This window comes from Streptomyces flaveus (assembly GCF_014647675.1).
Lineage (GTDB): Bacteria > Actinomycetota > Actinomycetes > Streptomycetales > Streptomycetaceae > Streptomyces > Streptomyces flaveus.
Map to the genome: position 1 here is coordinate 81,995 of NZ_BMPQ01000028.1, position 23,328 is coordinate 105,322.

At 69.8% G+C, this 23,328-nt stretch carries 24 protein-coding genes; 12 read left to right on the forward strand and 12 right to left on the reverse strand.

The annotated features are described in order from the left end of the window. Nucleotides 1-206: 206 nt before the first annotated feature. From IEZ21_RS36650 to IEZ21_RS36660, 3 genes are all read left to right on the forward strand, one after another. Nucleotides 207-752, forward strand: coding sequence for a sigma-70 family RNA polymerase sigma factor (locus tag IEZ21_RS36650; protein ID WP_033319094.1), 546 nt, complete (start codon nt 207-209; stop codon nt 750-752). Nucleotides 753-887: 135 nt separating this feature from the next. Beyond that, nucleotides 888-1,403: a hypothetical protein gene (locus tag IEZ21_RS36655; RefSeq protein ID WP_189326146.1), complete on the forward strand. Its 516-nt coding sequence runs from the start codon at nt 888-890 to the stop codon at nt 1,401-1,403. Nucleotides 1,404-1,622: 219 nt separating this feature from the next. Then, nucleotides 1,623-2,267 (forward strand): zf-HC2 domain-containing protein, encoded by a 645-nt coding sequence (locus IEZ21_RS36660; protein WP_033319096.1) that lies wholly within the window; start codon nt 1,623-1,625, stop codon nt 2,265-2,267. Between the two features lie 130 nt (nt 2,268-2,397). Here the strand turns inward: IEZ21_RS36660 and IEZ21_RS36665 are convergent, their stop codons facing one another. Beyond that, nucleotides 2,398-4,476 carry a SpoIIE family protein phosphatase gene (locus tag IEZ21_RS36665; RefSeq protein ID WP_189326147.1) on the reverse strand — a complete coding sequence of 693 codons (2,079 nt, stop codon included), beginning with the start codon at nt 4,474-4,476 and terminating at the stop codon, nt 2,398-2,400. A gap of 200 nt (nt 4,477-4,676) precedes the next feature. Between IEZ21_RS36665 and IEZ21_RS36670 the strand changes: the two genes are divergently transcribed. Then, nucleotides 4,677-6,095, forward strand: coding sequence for a lipase maturation factor family protein (locus tag IEZ21_RS36670; RefSeq protein WP_189326148.1), 1,419 nt, complete (start codon nt 4,677-4,679; stop codon nt 6,093-6,095). Here the strand turns inward: IEZ21_RS36670 and IEZ21_RS36675 are convergent. The 8 genes from IEZ21_RS36675 to IEZ21_RS36710 form a co-directional block, all read right to left on the reverse strand. Next, nucleotides 6,083-6,934 carry an amidohydrolase family protein gene (locus tag IEZ21_RS36675; RefSeq protein WP_189326149.1) on the reverse strand — a complete coding sequence of 284 codons (852 nt, stop codon included), beginning with the start codon at nt 6,932-6,934 and terminating at the stop codon, nt 6,083-6,085. The two genes, IEZ21_RS36670 and IEZ21_RS36675, sit on opposite strands and share 13 nt — an antisense overlap. Further along, nucleotides 6,931-7,245 (reverse strand): L-rhamnose mutarotase, encoded by a 315-nt coding sequence (locus IEZ21_RS36680; protein ID WP_033319100.1) that lies wholly within the window; start codon nt 7,243-7,245, stop codon nt 6,931-6,933. Before IEZ21_RS36680 ends, IEZ21_RS36675 begins: the two co-directional genes overlap by 4 nt. Next, a complete protein-coding gene (locus tag IEZ21_RS36685) occupies nt 7,242-8,261 on the reverse strand; it encodes an aldo/keto reductase (RefSeq protein ID WP_246568508.1) in 1,020 nt (339 codons plus the stop codon). Before IEZ21_RS36685 ends, IEZ21_RS36680 begins: the two co-directional genes overlap by 4 nt. Further along, nucleotides 8,261-9,025 (reverse strand): SDR family NAD(P)-dependent oxidoreductase, encoded by a 765-nt coding sequence (locus IEZ21_RS36690; RefSeq protein ID WP_189326150.1) that lies wholly within the window; start codon nt 9,023-9,025, stop codon nt 8,261-8,263. The genes IEZ21_RS36685 and IEZ21_RS36690 overlap by 1 nt, the downstream gene beginning before the upstream one ends. Further along, the gene (locus IEZ21_RS36695; RefSeq protein ID WP_189326151.1) at nt 9,022-10,395 is read right to left on the reverse strand and encodes an L-fuconate dehydratase; all 1,374 of its coding nucleotides are present in this window, start codon (nt 10,393-10,395) and stop codon (nt 9,022-9,024) included. Before IEZ21_RS36695 ends, IEZ21_RS36690 begins: the two co-directional genes overlap by 4 nt. Before the next feature lie 85 nt (nt 10,396-10,480). Then, nucleotides 10,481-11,521 carry an ABC transporter permease gene (locus IEZ21_RS36700; protein ID WP_189326152.1) on the reverse strand — a complete coding sequence of 347 codons (1,041 nt, stop codon included), beginning with the start codon at nt 11,519-11,521 and terminating at the stop codon, nt 10,481-10,483. Next, nucleotides 11,514-13,049 carry a sugar ABC transporter ATP-binding protein gene (locus IEZ21_RS36705; protein ID WP_189326153.1) on the reverse strand — a complete coding sequence of 512 codons (1,536 nt, stop codon included), beginning with the start codon at nt 13,047-13,049 and terminating at the stop codon, nt 11,514-11,516. The genes IEZ21_RS36700 and IEZ21_RS36705 overlap by 8 nt, the downstream gene beginning before the upstream one ends. Next, entirely contained in the window at nt 13,046-14,122 is a 1,077-nt protein-coding gene (locus IEZ21_RS36710) for a sugar ABC transporter substrate-binding protein (RefSeq protein ID WP_189326154.1), read from the reverse strand. Before IEZ21_RS36710 ends, IEZ21_RS36705 begins: the two co-directional genes overlap by 4 nt. A 164-nt stretch (nt 14,123-14,286) precedes the next feature. Here IEZ21_RS36710 and IEZ21_RS36715 point away from each other — a divergent pair, with 164 nt between their 5' ends. Both IEZ21_RS36715 and IEZ21_RS36720 read left to right on the forward strand, forming a co-directional pair. Continuing rightward, complete coding sequence (locus tag IEZ21_RS36715) at nt 14,287-15,009, forward strand: FadR/GntR family transcriptional regulator (RefSeq protein WP_189326155.1); 723 nt, start codon at nt 14,287-14,289, stop codon at nt 15,007-15,009. A gap of 71 nt (nt 15,010-15,080) precedes the next feature. Beyond that, the gene (locus IEZ21_RS36720) at nt 15,081-15,611 is read left to right on the forward strand and encodes a MarR family winged helix-turn-helix transcriptional regulator (RefSeq protein ID WP_189326156.1); all 531 of its coding nucleotides are present in this window, start codon (nt 15,081-15,083) and stop codon (nt 15,609-15,611) included. An 80-nt stretch (nt 15,612-15,691) separates the two neighbouring features. Here the strand turns inward: IEZ21_RS36720 and IEZ21_RS36725 are convergent, their stop codons facing one another. Further along, on the reverse strand, nt 15,692-16,462 hold the full coding sequence (locus tag IEZ21_RS36725) for a DUF4142 domain-containing protein (RefSeq protein WP_189326157.1): 771 nt from the start codon (nt 16,460-16,462) through the stop codon (nt 15,692-15,694). Nucleotides 16,463-16,877: 415 nt separating this feature from the next. Between IEZ21_RS36725 and IEZ21_RS36730 the strand changes: the two genes are divergently transcribed. Further along, a complete protein-coding gene (locus IEZ21_RS36730; RefSeq protein WP_189326158.1) occupies nt 16,878-18,221 on the forward strand; it encodes an amidase in 1,344 nt (447 codons plus the stop codon). Nucleotides 18,222-18,252: 31 nt separating this feature from the next. After that, the gene (locus tag IEZ21_RS36735; protein ID WP_246568510.1) at nt 18,253-18,558 is read left to right on the forward strand and encodes a hypothetical protein; all 306 of its coding nucleotides are present in this window, start codon (nt 18,253-18,255) and stop codon (nt 18,556-18,558) included. Nucleotides 18,559-18,972: 414 nt separating this feature from the next. Here IEZ21_RS36735 and IEZ21_RS36740 read toward each other — a convergent pair whose 3' ends face one another. Both IEZ21_RS36740 and IEZ21_RS36745 read right to left on the reverse strand, forming a co-directional pair. After that, nucleotides 18,973-19,455 carry a GNAT family N-acetyltransferase gene (locus IEZ21_RS36740; RefSeq protein ID WP_189326159.1) on the reverse strand — a complete coding sequence of 161 codons (483 nt, stop codon included), beginning with the start codon at nt 19,453-19,455 and terminating at the stop codon, nt 18,973-18,975. Between the two features lie 59 nt (nt 19,456-19,514). Further along, entirely contained in the window at nt 19,515-19,691 is a 177-nt protein-coding gene (locus IEZ21_RS36745) for a hypothetical protein (RefSeq protein WP_189326160.1), read from the reverse strand. A 405-nt stretch (nt 19,692-20,096) separates the two neighbouring features. Here IEZ21_RS36745 and IEZ21_RS36750 point away from each other — a divergent pair, with 405 nt between their 5' ends. The 4 genes from IEZ21_RS36750 (at nt 20,097) to IEZ21_RS36765 (ending at nt 23,296) form a co-directional block, all read left to right on the forward strand. Continuing rightward, nucleotides 20,097-21,185: an S-(hydroxymethyl)mycothiol dehydrogenase gene (locus IEZ21_RS36750; protein WP_189326161.1), complete on the forward strand. Its 1,089-nt coding sequence runs from the start codon at nt 20,097-20,099 to the stop codon at nt 21,183-21,185. After that, nucleotides 21,185-21,814 carry an MBL fold metallo-hydrolase gene (locus tag IEZ21_RS36755; protein WP_189326162.1) on the forward strand — a complete coding sequence of 210 codons (630 nt, stop codon included), beginning with the start codon at nt 21,185-21,187 and terminating at the stop codon, nt 21,812-21,814. Before IEZ21_RS36750 ends, IEZ21_RS36755 begins: the two co-directional genes overlap by 1 nt. 132 nt (nt 21,815-21,946) lie before the next feature. Continuing rightward, on the forward strand, nt 21,947-22,429 hold the full coding sequence (locus IEZ21_RS36760) for an inositol oxygenase family protein (RefSeq protein ID WP_189326163.1): 483 nt from the start codon (nt 21,947-21,949) through the stop codon (nt 22,427-22,429). A 45-nt stretch (nt 22,430-22,474) separates the two neighbouring features. Further along, nucleotides 22,475-23,296 (forward strand): SDR family oxidoreductase, encoded by an 822-nt coding sequence (locus tag IEZ21_RS36765; protein ID WP_189326164.1) that lies wholly within the window; start codon nt 22,475-22,477, stop codon nt 23,294-23,296. Nucleotides 23,297-23,328: the final 32 nt, after the last annotated feature.

Below are 23,328 nucleotides of genomic sequence, written 5' to 3' on the forward strand. Positions count from 1 at the left end.
ATACCAGCCAGGTAGCCCAGACGGGCCCCTCCGGCCCCTCCGGCCTGGCGAACGAGCCGTTCCGGCCAGCCGGAGACTGCCGGCGTCAGCCACCGGCCACCCCCGATCGACCGTTCATCGCACCGTTCGTCGACAGGTTCGACCGTCCGCCGACGATCCGCGCGCACGGCCTGTCCCGGCGGAGCGACCTGCGCTGACATACGGCCATGACGGCCGCCACGACCATCACGAGCAGGACGACCGCCGAGCACGAGCTGGCCGAGTTGCAGCGGGAGCACGGCGCACCGCTCTTCGCCCTGTTGCTGAGGCTCTCGGACGGAGACCGGCAGCGCGCCGAGGATCTGGTGCAGGAAACACTGGTACGCGCCTGGCAGCACCCCGAGGCCCTGCGGGCCGACGACTTCGACTCCGTACGGCCCTGGCTGCTGACTGTGGGGCGACGGCTCGCCATCGATGCGCGCAGGGCCCGTCAGGCGCGGCCCGCCGAGGTCGGGGACGCCGTACTGGAGAGTGCGCGGGTCTGTGCCGATCACGCGGAAAGGTCAGCGGCCACCCTCGATGTGCGCGAGGCTGTGAAGACACTCACTCCCGAGCACAGGGAAGTCCTGGTGCAAGTGTATTTCCGCGGTGCGAGTGTGGCGGAAGCCGCCGCGGAGCTCGGTATCCCGCCCGGTACGGTGAAGTCCCGCGCGTACTACGCGCTGCGGGCCCTGCGCCGGGTACTTCCGGGATACGCGGCCGACCTGCGGTGAAACCAATGGTCGAGTCAAACCTCCGTAAAGCGCCTTGCCGAGACCCTCTGTTGAGTAATCGGCTGTCCTCATCCGTGTTCCGGAATGGGGCCCGGGGTCGGGCGACGCGCATGCACCGGAGGAAGGCAGGAAGGGATGCTGCACAGAGGCCACGAGAGCACGGAGGGCACCGGCGGCGGTGAGCTCGTCGTACCCATGGCGTGGTTGTACGCCGAGTACATCGCCGATGAGCTGTTGCGTACCGGGGACCTGATGCCACCGACGTCATTCGAGTTCCGCGCCGGGCGCGACGCGTTGGCGCTGACCATCTTCCTGTCGGACACGAGCGGTGAGCTTTCCGGCATCCGCGTCGTCTCGCAGCTGGAGACCTGGCTTTCGCTGACGGCGTACGACCAGCCGTGGCAGGACTGGGTGCGTGAGCGGCTTGCGGGGCTGGCGGCCGAGGCGGTCGAATCGGGTGGTCCCGCTCCGGACCTGGAGCTGGCGACAGCGGCCTGGCGCTGGCTGGAGGAGACCGAGCTCCTTGCGCCGGACCTGGACGCGGTACCGGGCGGCGGTCCGGTGCCCGGCGAGGACGACGGCCCGAAGGTGTGGACGCCGGCCTGGCGCCTTGGCCTGCCGCTGGGGCATCTCGCGATCCACCTTTTCTGATCCGTGACCTCCGTGACCTTTCCGTTCTCCGAAGTTTTCTGATCCGCGACTTTTTTTGGTTCGCGACCAATCCGCAGGCGCTCCGGCTCCGAATCTCCTGGTTGGTTTCCGACGGGGCTTGAGTGATTCGGCGTTCTCCTGCGTACCGGTGGGCAAGCAGCTACTCCTGGCTCTCACCATCGTCACGAGTAGCTCTCACCATCGCCACGAGGATGAGGTATGAGGTCCCTGGAACGCCATCGCGACGTCGGCGCCTATGCGCTCGGCGTGCTGGACGCTGCGGATGCATTCCGCTTCGAGGACCACCTCATGGAGTGCCCTCAGTGCGCAATGCAGATACGCGAACTCGCCCCCACGACACGGTCCCTGCGGGCATATGCCGAGGCGACTCCGCGCACGATCAATCCCATGACCAGGCCCGGTCCGGCGCTCCTCGACCGGCTGCTGGAGGACGTGGGCAAGTCACGCCGGAAAGGGCGTACACGCTGGCTGTTCGCCGTCGCCGCCGCGGTGGTGATCGCGGTGGGCGGGCCCGCGGTCGCGGTGCTCGCCGGCGGATCCGACGCGGACGGACAACGGGTCGCCGCGACCGACCCCAGTACGGGCGTGTGGGCCGAGGTCACCGGCCATGACCGGGCCTGGGGCAGCGACGTGGATTTCATGGTCAAGGGCATCTCCGAGCCCCAGCCCTGCCAGTTCGTCGCCATCGGCAGCGACGGTTCGGAGGAGACCTTGATGAACTGGCAGGCGGGCGGCGGCACACCCAGCCCCATGCAGGCCTCCGCGTCGATGCACACCGACGAGATCGTCCGGTACGAAGTGCGCACGGACGACGAGACGCTGGTGAAGCTCAAGGCCCCCTGATCCCCGGAGCTACTTCTGGCCCCGGGGTTGCTTCAGGAACTTGGACAGCCCTTGAGCGCTTCGGCCTCGGGAAGTTCCGGCATACGTCCAGAGCGCCGTCCGGCGCAGACGATGCCGTGCGCGGCAGTTGTCAGTTCCGTTCCGGCACGATGAACTCGCACCACACGCACTTGCCGCCGCCTCGCGCCTCCACACCCCACACGTCCGCGAGCCGGTCCACCAGCAGCAGTCCGCGCCCCGAGACCCCGGACTCCCCCGCCTCCCGGCGGCGCGGCAGGGCGCTGGAGGCGTCCTCGACCTCGACGCGCAGCCGACGGTCGGAGCCGGTGAGGGCGCGCAGGGTGACGACTGCGGAACCCTCGGTGTGCATCAGGGCGTTGGTGATCAGCTCGTCGGCGACCAGCTCGACCTCGTCGGCGCGGTCCTCGGCACCCCAGGCCGCCACCGCGGCGCGGATCATGTGCCGAGCACCCGCGAGCGCCTCCGGATCGCCCGGCCCGATGTGCTGCTGGAGCCGTCCGCCGGACTGCTGCGCGACATCATGGCCGAGGCGGCGCAGCAGGAGCAGCGCGACGTCGTCGTCGCCGCCGCGTTCCTCGGCCACGTCGATAAGCCGGTCGGCGAGGTCGCGTACGTCGTCGGGGCCCGTGTGCACGAGTGCCTGGAGCGTCTTCATCCCCTCATCGAGGTCCACTCCGGGCTGTTCGACGAGCCCGTCGGTGTAGAGCAGCAGGGTCTGGCCCGGGTCGAGTTCGAAGGTGTCGACCTGGTAGTGCAGCCGCCCGAACTCGGCGGACAGACCGAGCGGCAGTCCCCCTTCGACGGTCAGCCGGTGGCAGCTGCCGTCCGGGTCGCGTATCAATGGGTCGACATGGCCGGCCCGCACGATCTGGACCACTCCGGTGGACAGGTCGGCCTCCGCGTAGGTGCAGGTCGCGAAGCGCTCGGTGTCGAGTTCGTCGAGGAACACCGAGGCGCGGGCCATGACGGTGGCGGGCGTGTGGCCCTCGGCGGCGTAGGCGCGCAGCACGATGCGCAGCTGGCCCATGACGGCTGCCGCGTGGGTGTCGTGGCCCTGCACGTCACCGATGACGGCGCCGACCCGGCCGCCGGGCAGCGGGATGACGTCGTACCAGTCGCCGCCGATGTCGCGGCCCAGCGAGGCCGAGCGGTAGCGGACGGCGATGTCGGCGCCGGGGACGGCGGGTATGGAGCGCGGCAGCATGGCCTGCTGGAGGCCCTGGGCGAGGTCCTTCTCCTGCTCGTAGAGCATGGCCCGCTGGAGGCTCTGCGCGATGCTGCTGCCCAGGGCGACGAGGACGTTGCGGTCCTCCGCGGTGAAGCCCCGCTTGTCGTGGTAGAGCAGGCCGAGTGCGCCGATGGGGCGGGCCTGCGCGATCAGCGGCAGATAGGCGGCCGAGGTGATGTGGAGGTCGGTTATGTGCGGCCACAGCAGGGGGTACGACTCGGCGAAGTCCTCCGGTGACTCGATGAAGCGCGGGGTGAGGGTGCGGACGACCTCGCTCATCGGGTACTGCTCGTCTATGCGCGTGACCCGGGTGCCGGGTACGAAGCTGCCCACGGGCCCTTCCGCGACGAGGCGTATCCGGCCGGCCTCCACCAGGCCCATGACCAGGCTCGTCGCCCCGAGGTGGGTCAGCCCGTGGGTGTCGGTGAGGACGTCGATGACGTCCTGGACGGTGCGGGCGTGCGCGAGCGCGGCGGTGGCGATCTGCACGACGTTCGTCTGCCGGCGGCGGAACTCGTCGAGGGCCGCCTGCTCGCGCTGGGCCTCGCTCTCGATCAGCTCCTGGGTGGCGTCGCGGATGATGCCGATGACGCGGCGCGGCCGGCCCGTCTCGTCGCGCCGGATGTAGCCCTGGGTGTGGGTCCAGCGGAGAGTGCCGTCGCGGCGGCGGATGCGGAAGTACGCCCCGTAGTTCTCGCTGCCGTCCTTGATCGCCTGGGAGACATGGGTGTCCAGGCGGTGGGCCTCGGCCGGGGGCACCCGCGGGGACAGGGTCTCGATGCGGCCGTCGTACTCGCCGGTGGGCATGTCGAAGATCTCGTGGGCCTGGGGGTCCATCTGCATGATCCCGGTGTCCAGGTCCCAGTCGAAGCTGCCCATACGGTTGAGCGCCAGGATCGGGTCCGGGTGGGCGGGCCAGTCGTCCGGGAGTGACAGGGCGCTCGCTCCCCGATCAACCATGGGCCATACCTTGCCAGGGATTGGCCAAATCTTCGACTTCTTGTCACTACCGAGATCTGAGCGGATTCGACTCGCACCCCGGGGAAGGAGTCACGATGAAAGTGATGAACAGCGCAACCATCAATTGAGCAACCACGACGGCGATCAACCAGGTCCGCGAGAGCGGCGCCGGTTTAGGCGCAAAGGAGGTGGCTGGCGAGATGGAGTGGTTCACAGCCCCCGAGTACTGGGTGAGCCGGCTGGTCTTCCAGCGGGCGCTGGCCGTCGTGTATCTCTTCGCCTTCCTGAGTGCGGCGCTGCAGTTCCGCGCGCTGATCGGCGAGCGGGGCATGCTGCCCGTGCCCCGTTTCGTCGCCCGGGTGCCGTTCCGGCGGGCACCGAGCGTGTTCCACCTCCACTACTCGGACCGTTTCTTCGCGGCCTGGGCCTGGACCGGCTGCGCGGTCTCGGTCGCCCTCATCGCGGGCCTGGACGGTCAACTGACACTCTGGGGCGGCATGCTGCTGTGGCTCATCCCCTGGGTGATGTATCTGTCGATTGTGAACGTCGGGCAGACCTGGTACTCCTTCGGCTGGGAGTCCCTGCTCCTGGAGGCCGGCTTCCTCGCCGTCTTCCTGGGCAACGACGAGGCCGCCCCACCGATCGTGATGCTCTTCCTACTGCGCTGGATCCTCTTCCGCGTCGAGTTCGGGGCCGGTCTGATCAAGATGCGCGGCGACGCCTGCTGGCGGAAGCTGACCTGCCTCGACCACCACCACGAGACCCAGCCGATGCCGGGCCCGCTGAGCTGGTTCTTCCACCATCTCCCGAAGCCCTTCCACCGGACGGAGGTGGCGGCCAACCACTTCACCCAACTCGTCGTCCCCGTCCTCCTCTTCACTCCTCAGCCCATCGCGACGGCCGCCGCGTCCCTGATGATCGTCACCCAGCTGTGGCTGGTCCTGTCGGGCAACTTCGCCTGGCTGAACTGGATCACGATCGTTCTCGCGCTGTCGGCCGTGGACTACGGAGTGACGCGCGGACCGTCGACAGCTCCGCTCTGGTACGAGATCGTGGTCCTGGCCGTCGCCGCCGGACTGGTCGCCTTGAGTTACCGTCCGGCCCGCAATCTGGTCTCCCGCCGCCAGGTCATGAACCGCTCCTTCGACCCGCTCCACCTCGTGAACACCTACGGGGCGTTCGGCAGTGTCAGCCGCCTGAGGTACGAGGTGGTCCTCGAGGGCACGCTGGACGAGGTGCCGCGCGCGGACTCCGACTGGCGGGAGTACGAGTTCAAGGGCAAGCCGGGTGATCCACGGCGCTGGCCGCGCCAGTTCGCCCCGTACCATCTGCGGCTCGACTGGCTGATGTGGTTCGTGGGGCTCTCCCCCGCGTACGCCGGCACGTGGTTCGGCGCCCTGGTGGAGCGGCTGCTGGAGAACGACCGGGACACCCTGCGGCTGCTGCGCCGCTCCCCGTTCCCGGCCGACGAGCCGCCCAGGTACGTACGCGCCGGCTTCTACCGCTACCGGTACACGACCTGGCGCGAGTTGCGGGAGACGGGCGCCTGCTGGCAGCGGACGTACGTACGGGAGTTCCTGCCGCCCACACGGCTTGAGGTCTCCGTTCAGAGGGCGTAGACGCGGCTCGCGGTGCCCGAGAAGACCTCGGCCCGCTCGCTGTCGCTCAGCCCGGCCGTCAACTCTTCGGCGGCGTCCAGCACTTGGGCGTACGTGGCGGCCAGTGTGCACACCGGCCAGTCCGAGCCGAACATCAGCCGGGACGGGCCGAAGGCTTCCAGCACCGTGTCCGCGTAGGGCGCCAGATCGTTCACCGTCCAGCTCTTCGGGTCCGCCTCCGTCACCATGCCGGACAGCTTGCAGACGGTGTTGGGCTGTGCGGCGAGCGCGCGGATGTGGGTGGCCCAGAGTTCGAGCTCGCCGGAGGCGATGGGCGGTTTGCCCAGGTGGTCGAGTACGAAGGTGAGTTCGGGGTGGCTTTCGGCCGCCTTCACACAGGCGGGGAGCTGGTGCGGCAGGACGATCAGGTCGTAGACGAGGCCCGCCGTAGCGACGGCAGTGAGTCCTCGGCGTACGTCCGGACGCAGCAGCCACTCGGGGTCGGGCTCGCCCTGGACCTGGTGGCGGATGCCTCGCAGGTACGCGCCGCCCGGGAGTTCCGCCAGCCGTGCCAGCTCTTCGGTGACGTCCGGCCGGGTCAGGTCGGTCCAGCCGACGACGCCCCCGATCAGCTCGGTCTCCTCCGCGAGGGCCAGGAACTCCGGGGTCTCCTCGGGCACGGTGATCGTCTGCACGAGGACGGTGCGGTCGACTCCGGCGACCCGTGTCTCGGGTTCGAGGTCCGCGATGGTGAAGTTCCGTCGGAGGGACTGGAGTTCGGGGCCGGTGATCCAGTCCTGGTCGCGTACGGAGAGGTCCCATACGTGGTGGTGCGCATCGACGATCGTACGTTCCGTCATGGAAGCTCCCAGACGACCGGCAGGCCCGCCTCCGCGCCCTCGGACGAGTAGTCGTGCACCACGTCAAGGAGCTCCGCCATCCGTGCTTGCCAGACGATGTTGACCGGCAGCTTCTCCAGCTCGGCGAGGAGCCGCCCGTAGTCCTCGCACTCCAGGACGTGGAAGAGATCGGTGCCGCTGCGCCAGATCGTCCAGGAGGTGACGCCGGCCGCGCGGATCGCGTCCGTGAGCTCGACCGGCACCTCGCGGTGGGCGGCCTCGTACTCGGCGATGCGGTCGGCGCGGACCTTGGTGTGCAGGGCGATTCTCATGCGGGCTCCTCTCCTGCGACGGGGGCATGTACGGGGACTGGTGCCTCCTCGGGCAGCAGCTTGGACTCCCGCAGCTCCTGCCAGAACTCCGCGGGTACGTCTGTCGCGAACTGCCGTACGGTGTCGCGGACTTCGTCCGCCGAGCGGGTACCGACGAGAACGCTCGCGACGGCGGGGTGCGCGAGCGGGAAGGCGAGAGCGGCGGCGCGCAGGGTGGTGCCGTGGCGTTCGGCGATCGCCTTGATCGCCAGGGCCTGGTCCAGCAACTCCTGTGGCGCGGAAGCGTAGTTGTACGTCGCACCCGGCTTCGGGTCCGCCAGGAGCCCGGAGCTGAAGGCGCCGCCGATGACGACGGACGTGCCGCGTTGTGCCGCGGACGGCAGCAGTTCGGTCAGGGCCCGCTGGTCGAGGAGCGTGTAGCGGCCCGCGCACAGCACCACGTCGACGTCGGTGTCGCGGACGAAGCGGGTGAGCATCTCGGCCTGGTTCATACCGGCGCCGATCGCGCCGACGACGCCTTCGGAGCGCAGCCGTTCCAGGGCGGGGTAGGCCTCCCCGAAGGCTTCGTCCGCGTGGTCGTCCGGGTCGTGGAGGTAGACGATGTCGACGCGGTCGAGGCCGAGCCGCTCCAGGCTCTCCTCCAGGCCCCGGCGTACGCCGTCGGCGCTGAAGTCCCAGACGCGGCGGTGGGTGGCGGGCACGGCGAAGCCGTTGGCGAGATCGTCGCCGGTCACCTCGTCGACCGGCTCCAGACGTCGGCCCACCTTGGTGGACACCGTGTACCCGGACCGCCCGCGCAGCATCGCGCCGACGCGCCCCTCCGACAGGCCGAGCCCATAGTGCGGCGCCGTGTCGAAGTAGCGGATCCCCGCATCCCAGGCGGTCTCGAGTGCGGCGTACGCCTGCTCGTCGCTGACCGGCGTGAACAGGCCCGCGATGCCCGCGGCGCCGAAGGCCAGCTCGGTGACCTGGACGCCGGATCGCCCCAGGCCCCGGGACCGCATCGGCGTGCGCATCACTGCCCCACCGGCCGCAGCCGCAGCCCCTGCATGCCGCCGTCCACGGCGAGTGCCGTGCCGGTGGTCGCGCCGGACAACGGGCTCGCCAAGTAGGCGATGGCGCCCGCGACTTCGGGCGCGGAGACGAGCCGGCCGGTGGGCTGGCGGGCTTCCAGGGCGGCCCGTTCGGCGGCGGGATCCGCCGCGGCGTCCAGGAGGCGGCCGACCCACGGGGTGTCCGCGGTGCCGGGGTTCACGCAGTTGACGCGGATGCCCTCGCGGACGTGATCGGCTGCCATGGCGAGGGTCAGCGACAGCACGGCGCCCTTGGACGCGGAGTACAGGGCGCGCTGCGGCAGGCCCGCGGTGGCGGCGATGGAGCAGGTGTTCACGATGGCCGCGTGCGTGGACTCGCGCAGGTGGGGCAGGGCCGCGCGGGCCGTACGCACCATGCCGAGGACGTTGACGTCCAGGACCCGGTGCCACTGGGCGTCGTCGTTGTCCTCGACGGTGCCCTGGGCGCCGATGCCCGCGTTGTTGACCAGTACGTCGAGTCCGCCGAGGTCGGCGACGGCGGCGGCGACGGCCTGGCGTACGGAGGTGTCGTCACTGACGTCCGCCTGGTATCCGAGCAGGGGCTTGTCGACGCTCGACGGGTCCAGGTCGAGGACGGCGACCTGGGCGCCGCGGGCGGTCAGAAGTTCCGCGGTGGCCCGGCCGATGCCGGACGCGCCACCCGTCACCAGCGCCTTGAGCCCCGCAAAGTCCCGGGTGTCGGTCATGCCGCTGCCCCCTTCTGGCCGGTGAGCTTCTGATCGGTGCGTGCCTGCTGGGCGAGGTCGGCGGCCCAGAACGTGCCGCCGGGGAACGTGAACTCGGCGAGGGACTCGGGTCGCATGGTGGCCGAGAAGCCCGGCGCGGTGGGTGCCATGTAGTGACCTTCCCTGATCACCACCGGGTCGAGGAAGTGGTCGTGCAGATGGTCGACGTACTCGATGACGCGGTCCTCGGTGGTGCCGGAGAGGGCCACGTAGTCGAACATCGAGAGGTGCTGGACGAGTTCGCACAGGCCGACGCCGCCGGCGTGCGGGCAGACGGGCACGCCGAACTTGGCGGCGAGGAGCAGGATCGCGAGGTTCTCGTTGACGCCGCCGACGCGGGCCGCGTCGATCTGCAGGACGTCGATGCCCCCGGCCTGGAGCAGCTGCTTGAAGACGATCCGGTTCTGGACGTGCTCGCCGGTGGCGACCTTGACCGGTGCGACGGCCTCGCGGATCTTGGCATGGCCGAGGATGTCGTCCGGGCTGGTGGGCTCCTCGATCCAGTACGGGTCGAACTCGGCGAGCGCCTTGGTCCACTCGATGGCCTCGTCGACGTTCCAGCGCTGGTTGGCGTCGATGGCCATACGGATGCCGGGGCCGACGACCGAGCGGGCCACGCGGCAGCGGCGTACGTCGTCGGCGAGGTCCGCGCCGACCTTGAGCTTGATCTGGGTGAAGCCGTCGGCCACGGCCTGGCGGGCGAGCCGGGTGAGCTTCTCGTCGGAGTAGCCCAGCCAGCCGGGCGAGGTGGTGTAGCCGGGGAAGCCGCGTTCCTTGAGCAGTCCGGTGCGTTCCGCGGCCCCCTCTCTGCCGCGTCTGAGCAGGTGGAGGGCGTCCTCGGGGGTGAGCACATCCGCGATGTAACGGAAGTCGACCTGGGAGACGAGGAACTCGGGGGTGGCGTCGGCAAGCAGCTGCCACAGCGGCTTGTGGGCACGCTTGGCGGCGAGGTCCCAGACGGCGTTCACGACGGCGCCGATCGCCATGTGCATCACGCCCTTCTCGGGTCCGAGCCAGCGCAGTTGGCTGTCGCCGGTCAGATCCCGGGCCAACAACCCCGGGTCCGCGCACAGTTCGTCCACCGGCCGCCCGAGGACATGCGCGCGCAGCGCGTCGATCGCGGCGACCTGGACATCGTTGCCACGCCCGATGGTGAAGGTGAATCCGTGCCCCTCCAGGCCGTCGGCCGCATCCGTGCGGAGCACGACGTACGCGGCCGAGTAGTCGGGGTCCGGGTTCATCGCGTCGGAGCCGTCGAGCTCACGCGAGGTGGGGAAGCGAATGTCGAAGGTGTCGACCGCAGTGATGCGGGAAGCGGCAGGTGAGGACACAGAAGTGCCTTTCGGTCCGGGACAGAGGTCGTGCGTCGGCGTCGTAGGGGAACGGCGGCGGCCAGGGTGCTTCTAGTCCTGAGCTCTAATCCTGAGCACGACCGGTCGTCACGCGGGCGATCATGAGGGCTACCAGGATGATTCCTCCGTAAATGGCCTGGATCCAGAAGGACGGGACCTGGGCGAGCGTGAGCAGGTTCTGGACAACTCCAAGAAGGAGGACGCCCGTAAGGGCACCGAACATCGTGCCCTTGCCGCCGTCGAGGCTGATGCCCCCGATGACCGCGGCGGCGAACACCGTGAAGATCATGTTCTGGCCCTGGTTGGCGTTGATCGCGCCGACGTAGCCGGTCTGCATCAGCCCGCCGACCGCGGCGAGTGCCCCGGCGATGATGAACACGCCGAGCATCACGCGCTCGACCCGGATACCGGCCGCGCGCGCCGCGTCCGCGTTGCCGCCGATCGCGTACAGGGCGCGTCCCCAGCGGTGGTACCTGAGCATGAGGCCCGCGGCTCCGAACGCGGCGGCCGCCAGCCACACCGAGATGGGCACCGTCAGGAAGGTGGTGGTGGCCAGCGTGTAGAAGGCGTCGGGCATGCCGAACAGCGTCTTGCCCTTGGTCGCGCCGACCAGCAGACCGCGCAGGACGATCAGCATCGCGAGCGTCACGATGAACGCGTTGAGCTTGAACTTCACCACGAGGATGCCGTTGAAGCCGCCGATGACCGCGCCCACGCCGAGGATCGCGAGCAGGGCGAGCCCTGCCGGGAGGTCGGTGCCCCAGCCGGAGGCCGCGGCGGGCAGCACGAGCAGTGCGCCGACGGCGGGCGCGATGCCGACGACCGACTCAAGGGACAGGTCGAACTTCCCGGTGATCAGGACCAGCGACTCGGCGAGCACGACCATCGCGAGGGCCGCGGAGGCACCGAGGATCGAGATCAGATTGCGCTCGGTGAGAAACGAGTCGTTGACGAACGCGCCGAGTACGAGGAGCAGCAACAGCGCCGGTACGAGGGCGAGTTCGCGGGCCCTTCGCAGGAGTACGGACTTGGCGTTGGCGCTGCTGCCCTTGAGCGGCTGTTTGGAGGTGGCGGGCGAGGCCGACGGGGCCTTCGTGTCAGCCATGGTCCTGATCCACTCCTTCGATGGATGCGATGAGCTCGTGGTCGCGCCAGCCCGCAGGGTGCTCGGCCACGACGCGGCCGTGGAAGAGGACGAGGACGCGGTCGCAACGGCGCAGGTCGTCGAGTTCGTCGGAGACGACGAGGACGGCCGTCCCGTCGTCGCGGGCCGAGTCCATGCGGGAGAGCAGGGACTCCTTGGACTTCACGTCGACGCCCGCGGTGGGGTTGATGAGGACGAGAAGCCGTGGGTCGGAGGCGAGGGCGCGGGCCATGACGACCTTCTGGGCGTTGCCTCCCGAGAGGTCGGAGACCGGCTGGTCGGGGCCCTCGGTGTGGATGTCCAGCCGGTCGATCAGTTCGGTGGCGAAGCCACGCTTGCGGGCGGTGCCCACGAACCCGTACTTCCCGAGCCGGTCCAGGATGCTCATGGTGGCGTTGTCGCCGATGGTCATCCCGAAGACGAGCCCCTGGCCGTGCCGGTCGCGCGGGACGCAGCCGACGCCGGCCTTCAGGGCTCCCTGGACATCGCCGAACGGCAGCGGCGTGCCGTCCAGAAGGGCGGTTCCCGAGGTGGGGGTGTGCAGTCCGGCGAAGGACTCGGCGAGCGTGATCTTCCCGCTGGCGCTGGAACCGGCGAGGCCGACGACCTCGCCGCGGCGAACGGTCAGGTCGACGTTCTCGTACGTGTCGGAGGTCAGGCCCTTCGCCTCCAGCACGACCGGCGCGTCGGCACCGTTGTCCTCCAGCACCGCGTCCGCGTGTTCCAGCACCGCGTCCGCGGCAGCCGCCTGCTGTTCGGCGACCGCCTCCCCCGCCATCGCCTCCACCAGCGCGCCGCGCGGCAGTTCGGCGACCGGCGCCGTGGTGATCCAGCGCGCGTCGCGCAGGACCGTGACGGTCTGGCACACCTCGTACACCTCCTGGAGGTGATGCGAGATGAACAGGAAGGTGACGCCGGACTCCTGGAGCGCGCGCATGCGCGTGAAGAGGCGCTCGATCTCCCGGTTGTCGAGCTGCGCGGTGGGCTCGTCGAGGACGATGAACCGGGCGCCGAAGCTCAACGCCCGGGCGATCTCGACCATTTGACGGTCCTCGACCTTGAGATCGGCGGTACGCGCCTCCGGGTCGACGTGCACGTCCCAGGTCTGAAGGACCTCCGCCGCCTGCTCCTTCAGCCGGCGCCAGCTGATGAAGCCGCCGCGGCCCAAGGGCTGCCGGTTGATGAAGAGGTTCTCGGCAACCGTCAACTCCGGGACCACCGTGGGCCGTTGGTAGACACAGGCCACCTTGCGCCGCCAGGCGTCCCGGTCGGCGAGCGCGGGCGCGGGCTCGCCGTCGAAGCGGACCGTGCCCTCGTCAGGCGCCTGGAGTCCGGTGAGGATCGTGACGAGCGTGGACTTGCCCGCGCCGTTGCGGCCCACGAGGGCATGGGACTCGCCGGGGAGGACGGTGAGCTGACCGTCTTGGAGGGCGACGGTGGGACCGTACCGCTTGGTGATCCCCCGCGCCTCCACGAGTGGTGTGCTCATCCGACCGTGTTCCCCCACAGCTTCGGGTCGTCGACGTTCTCCTTGGTGACCAGCGGCGCGGGTAGCTGGTCCTCGAGGATGCCGCTGGGCAGCTTGACGATCGTGGAGCCGTGGTCGGTCGGACCCGGCTTGAACGTCTTCCCCTGCATCGCCTGCTTGATGTAGTACATGCCGTACTTGGCGTACAGGTCGGCGGGCTGCGACACGGTCGCGTCGATCTCGCCCTTGCGGATGGCTTCGTACTCCTGCGGGATGCCGTCGTTCGAGACGATCGAGATGTGACCCTTCTCGCCGGCCTTCTTCAGCATCCCCTTGGACTTGAGGGTCTGCAGCGTCGGCGCGAGGTAGACGCCGCCCGCCTGCATGTAGATGCCCTTGATGTCGGGGTTGGCGTTCAGCAGGGTGTCGAGCTTGGAGGCCGCGGCGTCGGACTCCCACTTGGCGGGGATCTCCAGGACCTTCAGCTTCGGGTAGTTCTTCTTGACGCAGGAGCGGAACGCCTCGGAGCGGTCTCGGCCGTTGACCGAGGCGAGGTCGCCCATGATCTGCACGACCTTGCCGGAGGGGATCTGCTTGCCGAGGTACTCGCAGGCCTTCTCGCCGTACGCGACGTTGTTGGCGCGTACGACCATCGCGACCTTGCCCTTCTCGGGCGCCACGTCGACGGCGACCACGGGCACGCCCTTGCGCTCGGCCTGGTCGAGCCCGGCGGAGATCGCGGCGCTGTCCAGGGGGGCCACGACGAGGCCCTTCACGCCCTGGTTGAGCTGGTTGTTGATGTCGGTGATCTGCTGCGAGGGGTCACTGTTGGAGTTGACGGTCTTGAGGGCGTCCACGTCCTCGGACTTCGCCATCTTCGGCACGTAGTCGTTGTACGACTGCCAGAACGGCGAGGTCAGCAGGGGCAGGATCACCCCGACCTTGCCTTCGCCGCCGCCCTCGCCACCGGAGGCGACGCTGTCCTCGGTGCTGCCGCATGCTGCGAGCACGAGGCCGGCGCAGGTCGCCGCAGCCGCCGCTCGCAGGGGGGTCCGCCTCTTCCGCAGTCTTGTACCGGCTGTCTGTCGGCTCATCCGTCGGCTCCTCATCGAGCGAGATCAAGCAAGTGCACGCATATTTATCAGACCACTTCCCCCTGACAACACCCTCAGGCATCAAAATCTCGCCGTTTTGAGCGTAGTGGTCAGACCACTGAGCTGATTAGACTGCGGGCGCACCCGGCGACAGGAGGAGTGGCGTGGACGAGGCCCTGCCCAGGCAGACGGAGCCCGCACCACAGAAGGGCACCGTGACGCAGCGCGCCATCGAGCAGATCAAGGCGATGATCGGCGAGGGACGCCTTGAACCGGGTGCGCGACTGCCGACCGAACGTGAGCTGGCGGTCCAGCTGGGCATCTCGCGCAGCTCGATGCGTGAGGCGATCCGCGCGCTGACCGTCCTGGGTGTACTGGAGGCCCGGCACGGGTCGGGTATCTACGTCACGCAGCTGGAGGCCGGGGATCTGCTGGAGACCTTCGGTGTGGTCGCCGATCTCTCCCGCGGCCCCCAGCTCGTGGAGCTGCTCGAGGTGCGGCGGATCCTGGAGTCGACGGCAACCGCGCTGGCCGCCGCGCGGATCACCCCCGGTGAACTCGCCGAGGTCGAGAAGCACTTGGCGGCCATGCACGCGACGGACGACCCGGAGGAGATCCTCTCCCACGACCTGGCGTTCCACCGCGCGATCGTGGCGGCGGCGGGCAACGACACGATGGCGGCGATCCTGGAGGGTCTGTCCTCGCGTACGTTCCGCGCCCGGGTCTGGCGGGGCTATCAGGAGGAGGGCGCCTTCGCGCGCACCCGCCGCGAGCACGCGGCCATCCATCGCGCGCTGGTCGCCCATGATCCGGAGGCGGCCCGGGCTGCTGCCGCCGCGCATGTGGGCGAGGTGGAGGAGTGGCTGCGGACCCAGCTCAGACAGTGAGCGTCACGGGGGAGGAAAATCTGTTCGCTTCATTTGAGCACTCAAGTGGATCGACGCGATAGAAAGGACTCATGCCCGAGCCTGAGGCACCCGTGCTGGGTGGGGATGACGTCGATGCGGTGACCCGCGCGGTGCTGACCGCGTCGCGGTTGCTGGTCGCGGTGTCCGCCCGCTCACTGTCCGTGGTCGAAGAGCGGGTGACGCTCCCTCAGTTCCGGATGCTGGTGGTGCTGTCGACGAGGGGCGCCACCAAGCTGGTCGCCCTGGCCGAACTGCTCCATGTGGCGCCGTCGACGGCCATGCGCATGGTGGACCGGCTGATCGCGGCCGGTCTCGCCGACCGGCAGACCAATCCCGCCGACCGCCGGGAGACACTGCTGCGGCTGACCGGCGAGGGCCGGCACACGGTGCGGGAGGTCATGGCCCGGCGCCGCGCCGACCTCGCCGAGATCGTCAAACGGCTCGACCCCGGGCAGCGGGTGGAGCTCATCGAGGCGCTCACCGCCTTCAACGAGGCCGGCGGAGAACCTCCCGCCCCGGCGGACGATCCCGAGTATCATCCGCTGGGCTGGGCGGACGCCGAGCTGGAACGCGGAGCCTGAACTCCGCACCGCTGATGTGCCGCTGATATGCGGCCGGTGTGCGGCCGCCCTCGTACGGGCCGAGGGCGGGCCGACAACCGTCACCCACCCAACGCCGGGTTGGACGTCGAGTTGACCGACGACCCGGGGGTCGGCGGGCCGGGCGTCTTGATGTTCAGGTCCGGACGCGGCTTGAGGACCAGGACCGGCGATCCCGGCGCGGGCGGGGGCGGAGTGGTGTTGTCCTTGGGCAGCTTCGGCGGGGCAGTCTGCTGGAAGTTGTTCTGCTCGAAGTTCACCAGCTCGGTCTTCTCCAGAATCGTCATGTGGTCGAGGACCGTGGCATTGGCCAGGTCGGCGAGCTGACGAATCATGCTGTTCTGGGTGGAGGCGCGGATCTTGGCGATGACCGGGAAGATCTGACCGTGCGTGACGCGCATGATACTGACCGCGGTGGAGTCGAACTGCTTGCCGCTGCTCCCGTCCACGGTCGCCACGAACTGCTGCTGCTGCGGGGACGCTTGGTTGGGCAGCGTGATGCCCAGCTCCGGGGCGATCTGACGGCACATCACGTCGAGGTTGCCGTGCCCGACGACCAGATGCTTGCCCGCCTCCTTCATCGCCGGGGTCGTGCCTCGCTCCATGGCCAACTCGCCCAGGGGGTACTCCCACAGGCCTGCCGCGCGCACCTTCACCACGAAGTCGCGGTCTGCCTCGGTTATCGGCCCGTAGCGGGTGTTGGCGATGACACGCTCCTGGTTCGCGGACGTGTTCTCGAGTCCCAGCATCGCCGGGTAGGCGAGTGCGGCGATCGTCATCGTCATGCCGCCGACCACGAAGACAGTTCCCGCTATGTTTCGTGATATGCGCATACATCCTCCTGGCGTGACTGGCGCTGACGCCAGAAGGTACGGACGAACCAGGTGCGGCGATCATTGCACCCGGTAAATTTTGCCGTCCGCCGTGTGATTCGTACCACACGCGTTTAAGACCTATGAGCGATACAGCGCGAACCCGCACGATACGCATGGCCCCGCGCGACGGCGTAATCCGCAGCCCCGGCGCCGCCCACCGCCAAGTGCCGCAGCCGTGAGCGTCAATGACGCCCCCTCCACCTGCCGACAGCACCGAGTTCCGGAAGCAGCCGCAGGTCAACTGCTCGACACCGTGGGCGGTCCAGGGCCTCCAGCCCCTCGACGTGAAGCCCCGTCCCGGGCACAGTGCTCCTCATACCAGTGAGTAAGTTCACGCGTCACCCGTACTTCTGACCACCGACAAGGAGCCCCCGTGACCACCTGGGCCGGCCGGACCGCCACCGAAATCGCCGCAGCCGTACGCGAGAAGCGGGCCACTCCCCGTGAGGTGGTGGCCGAGCATCTCGCGCGGATCGAGTTGCTCGACGTCCGCGTGGGCGCCTTCCGTCAACTGCGCGCGACGGCGGCACTCGCCGAGGCCGACGAGGTGGCGGCCCGCGCCGATCTGGCCGAACTCCCCCTGGCGGGCGTGCCGGTGGCGGTCAAGGACAACCTGGCCGTACGCGGCGAGTCCACCCGCCTCGGTTCCGCCGCGACTGACGAGACTCCGGCCGACCACGACCATGTCACGGTGGCCCGGCTGCGTGCGGCGGGCGCGGTCGTCGTGGGCCTGACGAACGTGCCGGAACTCTGCGTCTTCGGCACCACGGAGGGCGTGCACGGCACCGCCCGCAACCCCTGGGACACCACGCGCACGGCGGGCGGCTCGTCCGGCGGCAGCGCGGCCGCGGTCGCCGCCGCGATGGTGCCGCTCGCGCTGGGCAACGACGGCATGGGCTCGCTTCGGATACCGGCCGCCAACTGCGGGCTGATAGGCCTCAAGCCGGGCTTCGGCACGGTCCCGGCGGGCATCGGCCACGGCGACTGGTTCGGCATGTCGGAGAACGGTCCGCTGGCGACCACGGTCGAGGACGCCCGGCTGATGTTCTCAGTCCTGGCCGCCACCGAGGTCGTACGCACGGCCGAGCCCGTCACGCGCACCGTCGCCGTCTCCGTACGCAGCCCACTGGTCGGCGTCACGGTCAGCCGCCCCTACGCGACCGCGGCCAGAGAGGCGGCTCAACTGCTGGCCGAGGCGGGTCATCGGGTACGGCGTGCCGACCCGCCGTACCCCCTGTGGCTGGGCACGACCTCGCTCGCGCACTGGACGGCGGGGACGGCGGTGGACGCGGCAGGCCTCGACCCGCGGCAGCTCACGCGACGGACGCGCGTGCACGCGGCTGTGGGGCGCCGCTTCGTGGCCTCGGTGCGCGAGGGCGCGCGCAGGGAGCAGTTGCGCACACGCATGGAGCCGTTCTTCGCGGAGCACGATGTACTGCTCACTCCGGCTCTCGCCCGGCGGGGGCCCGCCGCCGCGGACTGGCACGAGCGCGGCTGGCTGCGCAATCTGCTGGCCAACACGAACTACTCGCCGCTGACTCCGCCGTGGAACCTGACGGGCTGGCCCGCGATGGCGGTGCCGTTCGGAACCCTGCCGTCGGGTGCCCCGTGCGCCGTACAGCTGGTGGGGCGGCCCGGCTCGGAGACCGAACTCCTGGAGCTGGCAGGGCAGTTGGAGGAGCTGCGGCCGTGGCGGCGTACGGCGCCGCTGGCGTAGCTCCCCAATAGAAGGGGGCACCGTAAACGGCTTGCTGCGACCGTCGCCCGCCGCTCAGGACGACGCCATGCCCGCCTTCGCCGCCGATGACGGAACCGAACTCGCCTATCACGTCATGGGCGAGGGCGAACCGCTGCTCTACACGGCCGTGCACCCCGAGCGTGTACGGACCCTCACCCTGATCACCGCCCACGCCCTCGGCATCGGCTTCACCGAGGAGCACCGGCGGGAGGCCGCGGCCCTGCGCTCGGCCGAGCCGTGGTTCGCGGCCACCCGCGACTCCTTCGAAGCCTGCTTGGCCGGTACCGCGACCGACGCCATCGCCTCCGGCGGTTGAGCGGGGGCGCCTACCGGGAGGGTGGGTTCTGTTCACGGGCGAGTGCGGGTTGAGTGTGGCTGGTCGCGCAGTTCCCCGCGCCCCTGAAAAGCCTGCGACTTCCCGCGCCCAAAAACCCCGCCCCGAACGAGCCCGCACTCCCAAAAGCCCGTGCCCGGGAAAGCTCGCACCCCAACGCGCCGTCACTTGCCCTCCGGCGGGAGGGGTCGTGGGCCGGTGCGTCGTATGCCCATCGCTTAGCTCCGGTCTCGGAGAACCCGCACCCTGTACCAGCCCAGGGCCGTATGCCCGCCCTGCGACGGGCTGACGCACCGGCCCACGACCCCGCACCCCCCACCCACCCAAGGGGCGCGGGGAACGGCGCGACCAGCCACCCACACACCCGCAGCCAAAAACCGCAGAACCAGCGGAGCGCTAAAGCGCCCGGTACATGATGTGCAGCCCCACCAGCCCGTGCCTCGGATGTTCATACGCCTCCGGAACGGTGCCCAGGATGGTGAAGCCGAGTGACGTCCACAAGCGCACGGCGGGGTTCGTCTCCACGACGGCGTTGAACACCATGCCCCGGTACCCCTCGGCCTTCGCCGCGGTCAGGACATGTTCGGCGAGGCGGCGGCCGATGCCGCGGCTCGCGTGGTCCGGGTCGACCATGAAACCGGCGTTGGCGATACGGGCCGCGGGGCCGCCGTAGTTGGGCGTGACGTAGGCCGAGCCGACGACCGCTCCGGTGGCGTCCTCGGCGACGTACACGCGCTTGCCCGGTGCCATCCACAGGGCGCGGGCGTCCTCTTCGGAGGTGGCCGGGTCCCAGGCGTAGGTCTCGGCGGCGGCGACGATGCGGTGCCAGAAAGGCCAGATCCGCGGCCAGTCGTCGGCCGCGGCTTCTCTGATCAGCATGGGCGTGAGTCTGGCACGCCCATGCCGTCAGCAATCGCGCTGTTTCCTCGGTGAACGTCTCAGTCCACGCTGGGCAGGATGTGCGGCTCCGCCAGGTCGTCCTCGTAACCCGCCAGGCGAATCGGGGCGGACCTGGACCACACATCGAGACTGCCGAGCGCCTCCTCGGGCCCGCTGCCTCCGCGCTCCGTGCGTTCCTTGGGGCGCTGATCGCTGTTCTTCGTCTCCGGTGTCACCGCGCACTCCTTATGTGTCGGATCACCCTCGGGACAGGCAGGGCCGGTCTACTACCGGTCGCCTGACGCCCGATCGGGTCTGGATTACAGGCAGTACGGACGCGGTGGCGCCGGTAACTCAAGTGAGAGCAGGCCGTGGTGACCGGCTTGTCCCGGGACGGACCATGGGTGTGGGTGGGACCCAATTATGCTGTCCGTTCCGGTACAGGGTACACAGATGAGCGGAGGTCCGCTCGATGGGGCTGAAAACTCGAGGTAACTGTTTAGAGTCGTTCCGCGACAAACCGGACTTTGAGCCCACTGGCCTCCCTTGGTTCTCCACTGGTTGTCCACAGGCACGGAGCCAGTCGTCCGGCCCTGTGCCAACATGATCAAACGCGCCACTTTTACGCGAAGGAGCCCGACATGGCCGCCCAGCAGGTACGGGGTGTCATCGCCCCCGGTAAGAACGAGCCGGTTGAGGTCCGCACGATCCTGATCCCGGATCCGGGTCCGGGCGAGGCCGTGGTCCAGGTGCAGGCCTGCGGGGTCTGCCACACGGACCTGCACTACAAGCAGGGCGGAATCAGCGACGAGTATCCGTTCCTGCTCGGCCACGAGGCCGCCGGGATCGTGGAGTCGGTCGGCGAGGGCGTGACCGAGGTGGCGCCAGGCGACTTCGTGATCCTCAACTGGCGTGCGGTGTGCGGCCGTTGCCGGGCCTGTCTGCGCGGGCGGCCCTGGTACTGCTTCGACACGCACAACGCCAAGCAGAAGATGACCCTGGAGGACGGCACGGAGCTCTCGCCCGCCCTGGGGATCGGCGCGTTCGCGGACAAGACCCTGGTCGCGGCCGGGCAGTGCACGAAGGTGGATCCGGCCGTGTCCCCCGCTATCGCGGGTCTGCTCGGCTGCGGAGTGATGGCCGGGATCGGCGCGGCCATCAACACCGGTTCGGTGACACGTGGCGACTCGGTGGCCGTCATCGGCTGCGGCGGCGTGGGCGACGCGGCGATCGCCGGGGCCCAGCTGGCCGGCGCGGCGCGCATCATCGCCGTCGACATCGACGACAAAAAGCTGGCCACGGCCCGGACGATGGGCGCCACTCACACGGTGAACTCGAAGGAGACCGACCCGGTCGAAGCCATCCGCGAGTTGACCGGCGGCTTCGGGGCGGACGTGGTCATCGAGGCGGTGGGCCGTCCGGAGACGTACAAGCAGGCGTTCTACGCCCGCGATCTGGCGGGCACGGTGGTCCTGGTCGGCGTCCCCACACCGGACATGAAGCTGGAGTTGCCGCTGCTGGACGTCTTCGGCCGGGGCGGGGCGCTCAAGTCGTCCTGGTACGGGGACTGTCTGCCCTCGCGTGACTTCCCGATGCTGGTCGATCTGCACCAGCAGGGGCGTCTGGACCTGGCGGCGTTCGTCACCGAGACGATCGAGCTGGGCGCGGTGGAGCAGGCCTTCGACCGGATGCACCAGGGCGACGTGCTGCGTTCGGTGGTGGTGCTGTGATGGCCGCCCGTATCGAGCACCTGGTCACCTCCGGCACGTTCAGCCTGGACGGCGGCACGTGGGACGTCGACAACAACGTATGGATCGTGGGCGACGACTCCGAGGCCGTGGTGATCGACGCCGCCCATGACGCCGACGCCATCGCCGAGGCGCTCGGCGACCGCCGGCTCGTGGCCATCATCTGTACGCACGCGCACAACGACCACATCGACGCGGCCCCGGCCCTGGCCGCCCGCACCGGCGCCCCGATCCTCCTTCAGGCCGACGACCTCCCGCTGTGGAAGCAGACCCACCCGAACCGCCTGCCGGACGGTGAACTGGCCGACGGACAGCGGCTGTCGGTGGCCGGCACGGAGCTGACGGTGCTGCACACCCCAGGTCACGCCCCGGGCGCCGTCTGCCTGTACGCCCCCCAGCTGGGCACCGTCTTCACGGGCGACACGCTCTTCCAGGGCGGGCCGGGCGCGACGGGGCGTTCCTTCTCTCACTTCCCGACGATCATCGACTCGATCCGCGACCGGCTGCTGACCCTGCCGCCCGAGACGGAGGTCCGTACCGGCCACGGCGACTCGACGACTATCGGTGCCGAGGCCCCGCATCTGAAGGAGTGGATCGACCGGGGTCACTGAGGCGGCGCTCCCGCGGGGAGGCCGTGGGGTGGACTCGGTTCGCTATTCAGATCCTGTTGGTTCGGTTGAAAGCTGGCCATGATCTGCTGGCGCGGGACAACGGCCTTTCTCGCAGGCAGGGAGGACTGGCGCATGGAGCTGCGCAGTGTCGATGAGCTGATGGATCTGCTGCACGCCTGCCGGGGGGCCTGGGGCACCCCGGACCTCCGCCACTCGAGGCCACGCCCCAGCGGAGGGTCCCCCGTCGGCGGCTCGCTCGATCTGCACGATCACGCGTTGCAGACCGCCGCGCTGCTGCGGCGCGGTCATCCCAGTGACAAGGAACTCCAGGTGGCCGGCCTGGTGCACGGCATAGGGCAGCTGCTGTATCCCGGCGACGAGGCCGGTCACGCGGACCACGCGGCGGACGCCGTGCGGTCCCTGCTCGGCGAGCGGGTGGCCCGTCTCGTACGCCTGTATGCCGCGCCGTGGGACGACGGCCCGTTCGACGACGACGTGCTGTCCCTGCGGCAGGCGGACGAGGCGGGCAAGGTCGCCGGGCTGAACGCCGGCGTGCTGGAGGACTGGCGCACGGTGCTGGAGCTGGTCGCGGCGCGCGCCACCGTCCGCCGCTGACGCACACCTCTGGTAGCTGACGGCCCGTCATGAGACCGTACGCGGATGACTTCGCCGTACGGGCTCACGGGCAGGGCCGCGATCGTCACCGGGGCTTCGCGCGGGATCGGGCGGGCGGTCACGGAGGCCCTCGTCCGGGCGGGCGCGCGGGTGTGTGTGACCGCGCGTGATCCGGGCGGGGTGAGCCAGGTCGCCGAGGAACTGGGGGCCGTCGGCCTCGCGGGCTCGGTCGCCGAACCGGCGCATCTACGGGCACTGACGGAGCTGACGCTGTGCGAGTTCGGGCGGATCGACGTGGTGGTGAACAACGCGGCGACGAACGAGCCGTACGGCCCGCTCATGGACGCCGACCCGGACCGCTGGCGCGAGGCGTTCACCGTCAACGTCGAGGCGCCGCTACGGCTGGTGCAGTGCGCCTGGCGAGCGTGGATGGGCGAGCACGGCGGCGCGGTCGTCAACGTCTGCACGGAGGGCGCCACCCACGTGGGCCCCAACGTGGGCGCGTACGGCACCAGCAAGGCCGCCCTGCTGCACCTCACCCAGCAGCTCGCGGGCGAGCTGGCCCCGAAGGTGCGCGTCAACTCGGTCTCCCCCGGTCTCGTCCGCACCGAGATGGCGCGGTTCGTGTGGGAGCGGGGTGAGGACGAGGTGGCCGCAGGGCTGCCCCTGGGCCGGATCGGCGAGCCCGAGGACATCGCGCGGGCCGTCGTGTGGCTGGCCTCGGACGCGGCGGAGTGGATCACGGGGGCCGACCTGCTGGTGGACGGCGGAACGAGAGTACGGGCGGCACACACGGCGACGGCGTACGCCGTCCACGAGCGCCTGCGGTCGCAGGCGCCGCCGGATGCCGACAGCAGCGCGTACTGACACGGCTGAGCACGACACGATGTGCACGGTTT